The organism is Thioalkalivibrio sp. ALE28 (genome assembly GCF_000377425.1).
GTDB lineage: Bacteria > Pseudomonadota > Gammaproteobacteria > Ectothiorhodospirales > Ectothiorhodospiraceae > Thioalkalivibrio.
Window position 1 is genome coordinate 184364 of record NZ_KB898095.1, and the last position, 12357, is coordinate 196720.

Consider the following 12357-nt stretch of genomic DNA (forward strand, 5'->3'; position numbering starts at 1 on the left):
CGCGGCAGCGATCTCAGAAACGCATCGGCACCCGCACGGTCATCTGCACATCGGGCGCGGACTCGGTCACCCCCACCCCCAGCGAGAAGTTCAGGCTGGTGCGTTCAGTCAGGCGATGCGACACCCCCCAAAGCAGCGTCCCCACCTGGCGCCGACCAAACACGGGCTCCAGCCCGGGATCGTTCTCCACGCGGGTCCGAAACACCACGCTGTGGTCATAACCCAGGCTCATCGAGGTACGGTCATTCAGGCTGATGGCCATGCCGAGGCTGGCGCCGAAGGCGTCCCCCGGATCCACCGTGCCGTAGTCCGGACCCACATCCCGCTCGATATTCCACAGATAGCTGACGTTCGCGAACAGTACGGCGGGATCGGTCGGGTAGATCATGGTCACGCTGGGCTGCACGGCCCAGAAGCCGGATCCGGTGGGCTGTTCCAGGAAGATCTCGCCGAGCCGGTTCCCGTCCTCGTCCACGATCCGGCGTCGATCCACCGAGAACGGGTCCGTCCCGGTGCGGCTCTTTGCCTTCAGATTGCCGATAAAGAAAGGGCGCCCGCGATCGGCGGTGTTGAACTGGTAGGACAGCCCGAACTCGACATCCCCCAGGCCGCTGCCGGTGGACCCGGTCACCCGCTCCAGCTCCGTTCCTTCCAGGATGTCGCGCCGGCGCACCTGCTGTTCGCGGTAGACCCAGGGAATCTTGAGCCCGACCTCGAGCCGGTCGGTGAGCCCGTACCGCAATGCCACAGCGGCCGTCAGCGTGTCCCGTTCCGTCTCGCTGACATCGATCAGCCCGATCGCCAGGGCCGGGATGATGGTGAAGCCCTCGATCGAGACATCCAGCGCGCTGCTGTGCACATAGGCGAGCGAAGGCTCGATCACCCATTGCCCCTGCGGCGTCAGCATGCCGCGCTCCTCGAAGACCGTAACCTGCGGGCCCTGGTCCCTTGGCGCGTCCCCGACCGCCTCGCGGGGCTCCTGCGCGGCGACCGTGGCCGACAACCCCAGAAACAGCGGGACCAGCCCCGCCCCCCACCTCCCGACCCGGATCTTGTTCACGTGCGTTCTCCATGCCCCCTCGGGGCCGTGCAAACGGGAACACACCGGCCGCGCGCCCGACGGCGCACCGCGGCGTGCCCCCAGAACCGGGACCGCTCCATCGCGCCTGAACCCGGGGTTCAGTGCTTGGACGGACGCATCCCGTACTTGTCGAGCAGGCGATAAAGCGTCACCCGCCCTACTCCCAGCTCGCGTGCGGCGCGCGACAGGTTGTTGTCGCACTGCCCAAGCGCCCGCATCACCGTCTCGCGTTCCGCGCGGGCACGAGCCTGCGCCAGCGTCTCCCGGCCGCTGCCCTCGAGCGGCGCCGCAAGCCCCAGGTCCTCCGGCCGGATCAGGCGCCCGTCCGCCATGGTCACGGCCCGCTGAATACGGTTGACCAGCTCCCGGACATTGCCCGGCCAGCGATGGCTGTAGAGCGCCTGGATGGCCGCACGGGTAAATCCGCGCAGGCGCGGGTTCTGGCCACGAAACCGGTCGAAGTAGAAATGGGCCAGCTCCACCAGGTCGGCCCCACGCTCCCGCAACGGGGGCACGTCCAGCTGAATCACATTCAGGCGGTAATAGAGGTCTTCCCGGAATCGGCCGGCCTCTACGGCCTTGAACAGATCGACATGGGTCGCGGCCAGGACACGCACATCCACCTGGATCGGCTGCAGGCCACCCAGACGCAGCAGCGTCCCCTCTTGCAGGAAACGCAGCAGATTCACCTGCAGGTCGAGCCCCAGATCCCCGATCTCGTCCAGCAGCAGGGTCCCGCCATGGGCCAGCTCGAGCTGACCGATCTTGCGGCGGGTCGCACCGGTGAATGCGCCGGCCTCGTGACCGAACAGTTCGGACTGGATCAACTGCGCCGGTAACGCCCCGCAGTTGACCGCGACAAACGGACCCTCGCTGCGCCGCGACTGACGGTGCACCGTGCGAGCCGCAAGCTCTTTTCCGGTTCCACTTTCGCCCTGGAAGAGGACCGGCGCGTCCGATCCCGCGACCCGGCTCAATTGCCGCGCGAGGGCCTGCATCGGAGCGCTGTGGCCGATAATGGGGCGGCCTTCGTCCACCGACGGCAGGCCGGCGGCGGCGGGCTCCGCGGGTGTCTCCAGAACGGCCATCCCGCAGGCGCGTCCCAGGGTCACTTCCAGACGGGCCTGATCCAGCGGCCGGGTATGGAAGTCGTAGCAGCTGTCCCGGATCAGGTCGCGCAATTCCGGGCTCGGTAACAACGCCGGATCGACCAGGGCAATCCACTTCACGTGCTGGTGTGCGTGGACGAAGTCGACGAGCTGCGATGGCAGGGAGCGTCCCAGATCCAGAAGGCCGACCCGAACCCCGCCCAGATCGGGCCAGGGCCGGGGCATCGGGAACGTCAGGCGGCGCAGATGCCAGGCACTCGAAAGCTGCGGCACGGGAGTCCCGGGATGCCCGCCCATGTCCAGCCAGGCGACTTCACGGGGTGTGTCCGAGGAACACATCCGGTAGATCTCCGCACCAAAGTCCCGCGCGTCTCCTTCAGCGACGAGGATCCCGCTGCGCCTTACGGGCCACAAGGCCCCGTTGATCTTTCCTGATCCGGACATGGTCTTCCCCGCGTGTCCGAAAAAATCCCTGGCTCCCCGGTCCCGGAGAGACGCCCGTCACGTTTCGGAGTATAGGCCGGGATCGTCAAAAAACCGTGACAAAAAGAAAACCGCAGCCCGCCGCCGCAGAAACCCGTCGAATTCACGACACCCGCGCACTCGCCACGGCCGGCTCAACGCCTTCCTTCAGGCCATGAAGATCATCGAGACACAACCGGCATGAACCGTCGTGCAAGGGCTTGCGGGCGGGCCCAGGCCGATCAAGGCGCCGGCGCCCGGGCGGGAAACAGGTGCCGAGGAACCCACCACAGGTACAGAGCCATGCCCACCAACTCCACCAGCGACTGGAACACCACCACGACCACCGCCAACTCCAGTCCCGGCGGCAACGCCAGTGCGATCGGGAGCACGACGAAGGAGTTGCGCGATCCCAGGCTGAAAGCGAGCACCCGCCCCTGTGCGACCGGCAGGCCGAACGCTCGCGCCAGCGCCCGCGCCAGCAGGGCCGCAACCACCAGGAAACCGGAAAAGATCAGCAATAACGGCAGCAGGACACCGACCCCGTCGAGCACCGTCTGGACCTGGGATGCGGCGACGATCAGCACCACCAGTGCCAGCAGCGGCACCGGCAACCACCCCAGGCCGGCGATCACGCGCTCGCGACCGGGATCTTCCCCGGCCCAGCGTTCGGTCAGATACGCCAGAACCAGCGGGACCAGGATCAGGCCGGCAAAGGCCTTCAGCACGTCTCCGCCGGCCAGCACCAGGGTGAACTCGCCACCGAAGAGCCACCACAGATACAGCGGCAACAGGGAAAGCTGCAGCAACAGCGAAAGGGGAGAAAAGGCGATCGCCCGGCGCGTGTCACCCCCACCCAGATGGGTGAAAGTGATGAACCAGTCGGTGCACGGCACCAGCAGCACCAGCGCGATACCCAGCAGGACCGCCGGACCGCCCGGCGCGACCTGAAGGATCGCCCAGACCAGCAGCGGGATCACCACGAAGTTGCCGATCACCGCCGCCGCCAGCAAGCGCGGCTCGCGAAACGCCGCGCCCATATGGTTTAGCGGTGTCTGCGTGAACGTGGCGTACAGCAGCAGCCCCAGCACCGGCCAGAGCACGGCATCCAGCATCGCCCCGAACTCCGGCTCGGACAGGCCCAGACCGAGCCCCAGGGCAATCGCCACCAGGTAGATCAGTACCTGGTATTGCTCCAGCCGCTCGCGCATTCACCAACGCCGCTCAAGGGCGGCGCACAAGAACTACCAGAGCCAGGTCTCGGGCTGCTCGATGGCGCGGTTGTCGTTGTTGGCCAGCAGGCCCTTGATGCAGCGCACCAGCAACCAGATGATCAGGGCCAGGAAGATCAGGAAGCCGATGCCGATGGGCGTGGTGATGGCTCCGATCACGGCAAACAGCAACCCGATCCAGAAGGTGCGGATCTGATAGGTGAAGTGGGAGACGCTGACGCTATCGGCCTCGCCACGCTTCATATAAGCGATGATCAGGCCGGCGATCGCGGTGAGCGCGGTCAGGAAGCTCACCAGGTACAGCACGTACACCACGGTGACCATCGTAACGTCCTTGCGCGGCCCGGCTGCGGGCTCGCTGACGTCGCTGCGCACGACTTCCGGCTTGGGATCTTCGGACACCTGGCACCTCCTGTGGGTTGGGTCACGCCGCCAACTTAACAGACTTGCCGGTTCCCTACCCGGGCCCGCCGAGCACGATGAGGACGATGCCCGCCAGGGCGAAGACGAAACCGGTCAGTTGCACCCGCGACATGCGCTCGGCCTGGAAAAAACGCGCCATCAGCGCGGTCGGGGCCGGCGACAGCGCCCCGGCCACCGCGATGATCGACAGCAGGCCCATGCGCACGGCCACGACAAAGGCGAGCGTCGCCGCGGCCTGGAACAGACCGGCCAGCGACAGCAGCACCAGCGTGGAGCGGCTCATCCCGGTCTGCGGCCGGCGCACCAGCATCACCGCCAGCAGCGCCAGCGCGCCCACCGCCGAGGTCGCCACCACCGGCCACAGCGGCGAGCCCGCCTCGGCCTCGTTCAGGAACACGAAGACCAGCCCGAAGCAGACGCCGGCGATGGTCGCGTCCACCAGCCCGCGCACCGGGTGCGCCCCCCGGGCCAGCGCCATCAGGCCACGCACGGGCTCGTCCAGGCGGCGTGGACTCGCCTTGCGCGAACCGCCGGAGATCATCCCGATCGCGATCACGATGGCCGCGATCCCGGCCAGCGCCAGCGGGCCCGGCTGCTCGCCCATCACCAGCCCGACCAGCAGCGGCACCAGGGCCGAGATCACGCCGGTCACGGCGGCGACCAGCCCCATCGAGCCCTCGGCCAGGCCGTGGTAGTAGGCCAGCAGCCCGAGGGCCAGGGCGAGCCCCGAGGCTCCGCCCCAGATCAGGGCCTGGGTCCCGGGCAAACCCGCCAGCGGGAGAGCGACCACCAGCAGGACGACGGTGGCCAGGATCTGCGAATAGCAGGCGACCACCAGCGCCGGGATGCGCCGGGAGGCCAGGCCGCCAAAGAAGTCGCCAGCGCCGAAGCCCAGGGCCGTCAGCAGGCCGAGGAAAAAGGCCATGTCAGCCCCGGCCCGGGCTCGGAAGCCTCATGCGCGGCGCTTACTCGCCGGCCTCGTCGAGCAGGTCCTTCAGGGCCTCTTCGCTGCCGGCATGGCCAACACCGGTCACCACGCCCTCGCCATCCAGCAGGACCACGGTCACCTGTTCGCGCTCGTGCGGCAGGAAGCCGGCATCGGCCTCGCTGGAGGTCACCACGATGGAGTAGTCCCGCGCCTGCATGCGCGGCAGGACCACGTTCTGCATCGGCTGCGGCGGCATCTCGTGGATGTCGGCGATGTAGACGATCCCCTCGCGCTCGGCGGGGCTCATCTCGCTCAGGACCGCGTTGGCGACGCCGGCCGGGGCCGCCTCGACGGTCTTCAGGATTACGCGGGCATTGCCCGGCAGCTCGACCGGGTTCCCGTGCTGGTCATTCAGGCTGCGCTCGGGAAACGGCTGGCCCTCGGCGAACTCGGGCTCCGGACCGCCCCCGGACATGCAGCCGGCCACCAGCCCGGCGGCGAGCAGCAGGGCGGCGGGCAGAAGGGATCGGGCAACAAGCGACATGGCAGTTCTCCTGCGGATCGAGACATGGGATCGAAACACACGCGGGTGCGCGCGACAGCGGCGCCGATGGTAACGCATCGAGCGCGTCAGTAGACTGCAACCACCTTCACGGACGACCGCCCGCATGCTGCATTCGCTGATCAAGCTGCTGCGCCCGCACCAGTACATCAAGAACGGTTTCGTGTTCCTCGGCGTGGTGTTCGCGCACGAGTGGGGCGAACCCGGGACGGTGCTCGCCGCCAGCGTCACGTTCCTCGCATTCTGCGCGATCGCCAGCGCGGTCTACGTGCTGAACGACATCGTCGACGTCGAGGCCGACCGCCGTCACCCGACCAAGCGCGAACGCCCGATCGCCAGCGGCGCGATCGCGATCTCCACCGCCTGGGCGATCTTCGCCACCGCGGTCATTGTCGCGCTGGTCCTCGCGGCACTGGTCAGCACCTGGGTGATCGCGCTGATCCTGACCTACCTGGTGCTGAACGTGGCCTATTCCTGGTCGCTCAAGCACATCGTGATCCTCGACGTGTTCAGCATCGCCGCCGGCTTCATGCTGCGCATCCTCGCCGGCACCCTTGGCCTGGGCATCGAACCCTCGCAATGGCTGCTGCTGTGCGGGCTCATGCTGACGCTGTTCCTGGGCTTCGCCAAGCGGCGCGCGGAGCTCGCCGATGGCGCCATCGAACACACCCCGGATCAGGACGGGACGCGGCGCGTGCTGCACGACTACAGCGTCAGTCTCCTGGATCAGTTCATCGCCATCAGCGCCGCCTGCACCGTGCTCGCCTACGGGCTCTACACGGTCAGCGCCGAGACCATCGCGCTGCATGGCACGGATGGGCTGATCTACACCCTGCCGTTCGTGATCTACGGCATCTTCCGCTACCTGTTCCTGCTGCACGCGCGCGGCGCCGGCAACGACACCTCGCGCGACCTGGTCACCGACCCGCACCTGCTGGCCACGGTCGCGGTATGGATGGGCGTGACCCTCGCCGTACTCGCATGAGTGCGGTCCTGCTCTCCGGCTGGCGCCTGCGCGCGGTGATGCTCTCGATCATCGTTGCCGTCGCGCTGTATCTCGGGGTCGTGCTGTGGGCGGGGGCGGACGAGGTCTGGCGCGCCCTGAAGCTGGTGGGCGTCGGCGGCGTCCTGCTGGCCCTGGCGCTGTCGCTGGTGAACTACAGCCTGCGCTTCACCCGCTGGCAGCTCTACCTGCGCACCCTGGGCCATGCCGTCCCGACGCGCGCCAGCCTGCATATCTATGTGGCCGGCTTCGCCCTGACCACCACCCCCGGCAAGGCCGGCGAGGCCCTGCGCGGGGTGCTGCTGAAGCGCCGCCGGGTGCCCTACCCGGACAGCTTCGCCGCCTTCGTCTCCGAGCGCCTGTCCGACCTGATCGCGGTGGTGCTGCTGTCCATGCTCGGGCTGACCCTGGTGGCCCAGGGCACCTGGCTGATCGCAGCCGGCGCGGCCTTCATCCTCGCGGCGCTGGTAATCCTGTCGTGGCGACGTCCGCTCGCCTGGCTCCAGGCGATCAGCGACCGCCCGGGGCAGCGCGTCTGGCGCAGCCTGCACCATGTCGCCACGATCCTGCTGCAGGCACGGCGCTGCCACCGCCCGGCCCTGCTGGCCGCGGCCACTGCCCTCAGCGTCATCGCGTGGAGCGCCGAGGCCCTCGCCTTCTGGTGGATCCTCAACGCCATGGGCTTCGAGGCCGGCTTCGCCTTTGCCGCTTTCGTCTTCGCCCTGGCCATGCTGGCCGGCGCGCTGAGCTTCCTGCCTGGGGGACTGGGGGGTACCGAGGCGGTGATGGTCGCCCTGCTGCTGTGGGCCGACATGCCACCGGCCGACGCCATCGCGGCGACCATGCTGATCCGCTTCACCACCCTCTGGTTCGCGGTGATTCTGGGCCTGATCGCGCTGGCCACCAACCCCGAGGCGCGCGGCCACGAACACCCGGTGCAACCCCATGCGTAACGGTTCCTTTGTAGGAGGCCAGCCCCCTGGCCGATTGGGCGTCATGCTGTCGGCCTGTACCCGAGGGAATGTCGTACACCCTGCAACCGGGGGCCTGCGGATGCGTGGACGCCCGCGCATTCACGCGCAGAGGATATTAGCTGCGCCCAATCGGCCAGGGGGCTGGCCTCCTGCAGGGGATCGCAACGACGAGGTGGGCGGGTGATGACTGCCAGCTGGAACCGCATCCCGCAGGTCGAACATGCCGCCGAAGTCGAGCTTGCTCACCGCGGCCGGCCGCTTCCCCCGGGCACGCCCCGCCCCCTGCTCGCCCACGGCCTCGGGCGCAGCTATGGCGACGTCTGCCTGAATCCGGGGGCCACCTTGCTGCATACGCCGGGGCTGGATCGCTTCGTGGCCTTCGACGCCACCACGGGGCGGATCACCGCGGAGGCCGGACTGTCGCTGGATGCCCTGTTGCGCTTCGCGCTGCCGCGCGGCTGGTTCCCGCCGGTGGTGCCGGGTACCCGTTTTGTCACCCTCGGCGGCGCGGTGGCCAACGACGTGCACGGCAAGAATCACCACCAGGCTGGCAGCTTCGGCGACCACGTACTCGGACTGACCCTGCGCCGTTCCGACGGCCGGATCCTGGAGGTCACCCCCCAGGCCAGCCCCGACTGGTTCGCCGCAACCGTGGGGGGGCTGGGCCTGACCGGACTGATCGAGACCGTGACCCTGCAGTTGATGCCGGTGCGCTCCGGCTGGATGCGCGCCTGGTCGCAGCGCTTCGACTCGCTGGATGCGTTCTGGGACCTGAATGCGCAGGCCGAGCGCGAGTGGCCCTACACCGTCGCCTGGATCGACTGCCTGAACCCGGGCCCGAACGGCCGCGTCGGGCGTGGCATCTACGGCGCGGCACGCCACGCGGCCACCGCGCCTGTGCGCGGGGACTACCGCGAACGCCGGCGCAGCATCCCGCTGGACCCGCCCGTCTCGCTGGTCAACCGCCTGACGCTGCGCGCCTTCAACCACCTCTATTACCGCCAGCCGGTGCACGCGACACCCCGTGCCGTGCACCACCAGCCCTGGCTGTTCCCGCTGGATGCGATCCGCCACTGGAACCGCATCTACGGGCACCAGGGCTTCTACCAGTACCAGTGCGTCCTGCCCCCGCATGCCGCACGGGACGGCGTGCAGGCCCTGCTGGATGCCATCGCTGCCAGCGGCCAGGGCTCGTTTCTCGCGGTGCTCAAGACCTTCGGCGACCGGCCCGCGCCGGGCATGCTGTCCTTTCCCCGCCCGGGCGCCACCCTCGCGCTGGACTTCCCGGAAAAGGGTCGCGACACCGCGCGCCTGTTCGCGCGCCTGGACGCGATCGTGCAGGAGGCCGGCGGTGCCCTGTACCCTGCGAAGGACGCGCGCATGCCGGCCGAAGTCTTCCGCCAGGGGTTCCCCGGCTGGGAGGCCTTCGCCGAGTATGTGGACCCCGAATTCTCCTCCGGCTTCTGGCGCAGGGTGACCGCATGAACCCGTTGAAAAACGTTGTCCTCTTTGGTGCCACCTCGGCCATTGCTTCCGCGGCGGCGCGGGAGCTGGTGGATGCCGACGCCCGACTGTTCTGCGTCGCCCGCGACGGCGACGCCCTGGAGGCCCTGCTGGCTGACCTGCGGGTACGCGCCGACGACCCGGAGGGCAACCGCATCCTCGGCGCCCGCGCCGATCTGGCCGATATCGAGGGCCACGCGGCGCTGTGGCAGCAGGCGCAGGAGGCCCTGGGCGAGGTGGACAGCGTACTGCTGGCCTGGGGCACCCTGCCGGACCAGGCCGCGTGCAACGCCTCGGTGGACGCGACCCTGCAGGCGATCCACGTCAACGGCACCAGCGCCATCGCCCTGCTCAACCGCATCGCCCCGGACTTCGAAGCCCGGGGCCGGGGCGTGATCGCCGCCATCGGCTCGGTCGCCGGGGATCGCGGACGCCAGAGCAACTACGCCTACGGCACCGCCAAGGGCATGCTCGCGATCTACCTGCAGGGGCTGCGCAACCGGCTGTTCTTCAGCGGCGTGGACGTGGTCACGCTCAAGCCCGGCTTCGTGCGCACCCCGATGACCGAGGGCCTAAACCGCGCCGGCGCCCTGTGGGCCGAACCGGAAACGGTGGCCCGCGGCATCGTCCGCGCCATGCGTCGTGGCCGCGACGTCGCCTACTTGCCCGGCAAGTGGTGGGTGATCATGACCATCATCCGCCTGATCCCCGAATACCTGTTCAAGCGCCTGAAGCTATAACCCTGAAGCCATAACGATGAACCGGAATGACACGCGGCAGATCGTGCTGTTCGACTTCGACGGCACCCTGACCCGGCGCGACAGCCTGTTCCCCTTCCTGCGCCACGCGCTGGGGACACCGGCCTTCCTCCGCCGCCTGCCGGACTGCCTCCCGGCGCTGACCGGCCTGGCGCTGAAGCGCCTGTCCAATCAGGATGCCAAGGAGGCGGTGCTGACCCATATGCTCGCCGGCGAGACCCTCGCCCACCTGCAGGCCAGGGGCCGTGAATTCGCCGACCGCGGCCTGGACCGCCTGCTGCGCCCGGCCGGGATGCGCGCCCTGCGGGCCCATCGCGACGCAGGCCATGACTGCGTACTGGTCTCCGCCTCGCTGGATGTCTGGCTGCAACCGTGGGCCGAGCGCTACGGGCTCACCGGCGTGGTCAGCTCGCGCCTCGCGGTGGATGACGCCGGTCGCGTCACCGGACGCCTGGACGGCACCAACTGCCGCGGCGCCGCCAAGCCGGCGGCGGTCGCCGCCTGGCTGGCCACCCTGCCCCCGGACGAACCGGTCGATCTGGTCGCGGCCTACGGCGACAGCGCAGCTGACCAGCCGCTGCTGGAGATGGCCGGCAGCGGCTACCGCCTGCGCCGGGGCCGCTTCCGGCGTGTCCACGGGCCGTCGGTAGAGGGGGCCCCCGAGTGAACCCGACAACCGCCTCCTGGCCCTGGCTCGCGCGTCACTACGGCGCGATCCTGCTGGCCGTGCTGCTGGTCAAGATCGGCATGGCCTGGGCCCTGCCAATCACCGGCGACGAGGCCTATTTCCTGATCTGGGGACAGAACCCGGATCTCGGCTACTACGACCACCCGCCGATGATCGGCTGGTGGCTGGGCGCCATCCTGCCCCTGTCGGAGCACCCGCTGGCGATCCGTGCCCTGGGTATTTTCGTCTCCATGGCACCGGCGCTCGCGATCTTCCTCTGGTGGAGGCATACCGACCCGGTCCGCGCGCGCCTGGTCTCGCTGCTGGCGCTGTTCATGCCGCTGTTCTTCATCGCGGTGATCACCGCGACGGACACCCCGCTGATCCTGTTCAGCCTGCTGGCTACCGGCCTTGCCTGGCAGGCCCTGCGTACCGGCGCCGCGCACTGGTTCCTGCTCGCCGGCCTGGCGCTGGGGCTGGCGTTCCTGTCCAAGTACTTCGCAGTCCTGCTGGGGATTGCGCTGGGACTGCATATCCTGCTGTTCGCGCGGCAGCACTGGCGCGGCCTCCTGCTGATCATCCTCGGCGTGGTGCCGGCGGTGGCGCTCAATCTGTACTGGAACTGGGGCAACTGCTGGTACAACGTGATGTTCAACATCGTGAACCGGCACGGCGACGGCGGCTTCGACCCCGGCAACTGGCTGACCTACGCGATCCTGCTGCTCTACCTGTTCACGCCCTGGCTGCTGTGGTTCTACGCGCGTCAGTGGCGGGCGCTGGCCGCCGGCATCCGCGCGCACCAACTGGGCGTGTTCCTGTCCGCCGGACTGATCCCGCTGCTCCTGTTTGCCCTGCTCGCCCCGTTCAAGAGCATCGGGCTGCACTGGCTGGCCGCCTTCGCCCCCTTCCTGCTGCTACCCGCGCTGTTCCTGGCGCGACGTTCGCTGACGCTCGGCGTATGGCTCTCCGGGGCCCTGGCAGCACTGCACGCGATCGCGATCCTGACGATCGCGCTGATGCCGGTGGAATGGCTGAAGGGCCAGGATCGCTACGCCGACGCGGTGTTCTACCTGGCGCCGGAATCGGTGGCCGCGGTGGTCAACGAATACGACGCCGACTGGCACGTCTTCACCCGCAGCTACTCGCGCTCGGCGGTGCTCGCCTACTACGCCGGGCGCGAGGTCGGCGTGTTCGGCCCCGGCTCGCACTATGGCCGCCAGGACGACCTGCTGACCGACTTCCGCGCCCTCGATGGCGCCAACCTGCTCTACGTGCCCACCCGGGGCGAACTGGACCCGGCACAGGTGGAGCCCTTCTTCGACGAGCTGCGCCTGCGCGAGGTCACCATCCGCGGCGTCGAATGGACCCTCGCCGAAGGCCGCGGCTTCGACTACGCCGCCTACCACGACCAGATCCTGGAACCGGTGCTCGCCCGCTACTACGACTTCCCGCCTTGGCTGCCGGAGGGCCGCTGCGCCTTCACCGACCGCTACACGAACCGGGAATAAGACCCTGCGTTGACCAGGGAATGGTCCCCCCGGATACTGTTGTCCGTGAGCCATCGACTTCATCCAGGGAGGGGCGAGCGATGATCGCACCCGGAGCGGCGATCCCTGCCCGCCAGCGTAGAGCGAGCGCACGCACCCGCTGGCGCT

12 protein-coding genes are annotated in these 12357 nt (G+C 68.9%); 6 read left to right on the forward strand and 6 right to left on the reverse strand.

The features are described 5' to 3' along the window. Positions 1 to 13: 13 nt before the first annotated feature. From D105_RS0104780 to D105_RS0104805, 6 genes are all read right to left on the reverse strand, one after another. Positions 14 to 1060, reverse strand: coding sequence for a transporter (locus D105_RS0104780; RefSeq protein WP_018876287.1), 1047 nt, complete (start codon positions 1058 to 1060; stop codon positions 14 to 16). Positions 1061 to 1179: 119 nt separating this feature from the next. After that, a complete protein-coding gene (locus D105_RS0104785; protein WP_038032727.1) occupies positions 1180 to 2634 on the reverse strand; it encodes a sigma-54 dependent transcriptional regulator in 1455 nt (484 codons plus the stop codon). 260 nt (positions 2635 to 2894) lie between these two features. Next, positions 2895 to 3863, reverse strand: a complete 969-nt coding sequence (locus D105_RS0104790; RefSeq protein WP_018877674.1) for an arsenic resistance protein — start codon at positions 3861 to 3863, stop codon at positions 2895 to 2897. A 33-nt stretch (positions 3864 to 3896) separates the two neighbouring features. Next, on the reverse strand, positions 3897 to 4286 hold the full coding sequence (locus tag D105_RS0104795) for a hypothetical protein (RefSeq protein ID WP_018866018.1): 390 nt from the start codon (positions 4284 to 4286) through the stop codon (positions 3897 to 3899). Between the two features lie 55 nt (positions 4287 to 4341). Continuing rightward, entirely contained in the window at positions 4342 to 5232 is an 891-nt protein-coding gene (locus D105_RS0104800) for an EamA family transporter (protein WP_018877675.1), read from the reverse strand. A 40-nt stretch (positions 5233 to 5272) separates the two neighbouring features. Continuing rightward, a complete protein-coding gene (locus D105_RS0104805; RefSeq protein ID WP_018877676.1) occupies positions 5273 to 5779 on the reverse strand; it encodes a hypothetical protein in 507 nt (168 codons plus the stop codon). Positions 5780 to 5903: 124 nt separating this feature from the next. Here D105_RS0104805 and D105_RS0104810 point away from each other — a divergent pair, with 124 nt between their 5' ends. The 6 genes from D105_RS0104810 (at position 5904) to D105_RS0104835 (ending at position 12210) form a co-directional block, all read left to right on the forward strand. After that, a complete protein-coding gene (locus D105_RS0104810) occupies positions 5904 to 6782 on the forward strand; it encodes a decaprenyl-phosphate phosphoribosyltransferase (protein WP_018866015.1) in 879 nt (292 codons plus the stop codon). Next, a complete protein-coding gene (locus D105_RS0104815) occupies positions 6779 to 7753 on the forward strand; it encodes a lysylphosphatidylglycerol synthase transmembrane domain-containing protein (RefSeq protein ID WP_018877677.1) in 975 nt (324 codons plus the stop codon). Before D105_RS0104810 ends, D105_RS0104815 begins: the two co-directional genes overlap by 4 nt. A gap of 204 nt (positions 7754 to 7957) precedes the next feature. Further along, on the forward strand, positions 7958 to 9259 hold the full coding sequence (locus D105_RS0104820; RefSeq protein WP_018877678.1) for an FAD-binding oxidoreductase: 1302 nt from the start codon (positions 7958 to 7960) through the stop codon (positions 9257 to 9259). Continuing rightward, the gene (locus D105_RS0104825) at positions 9256 to 10017 is read left to right on the forward strand and encodes an SDR family oxidoreductase (RefSeq protein ID WP_018877679.1); all 762 of its coding nucleotides are present in this window, start codon (positions 9256 to 9258) and stop codon (positions 10015 to 10017) included. The genes D105_RS0104820 and D105_RS0104825 overlap by 4 nt, the downstream gene beginning before the upstream one ends. A gap of 16 nt (positions 10018 to 10033) precedes the next feature. Next, positions 10034 to 10702: an HAD-IB family hydrolase gene (locus tag D105_RS0104830; RefSeq protein ID WP_018877680.1), complete on the forward strand. Its 669-nt coding sequence runs from the start codon at positions 10034 to 10036 to the stop codon at positions 10700 to 10702. Then, a complete protein-coding gene (locus D105_RS0104835) occupies positions 10699 to 12210 on the forward strand; it encodes a glycosyltransferase family 39 protein (protein ID WP_018877681.1) in 1512 nt (503 codons plus the stop codon). The genes D105_RS0104830 and D105_RS0104835 overlap by 4 nt, the downstream gene beginning before the upstream one ends. The last annotated feature ends 147 nt before the right edge of the window (positions 12211 to 12357 follow it).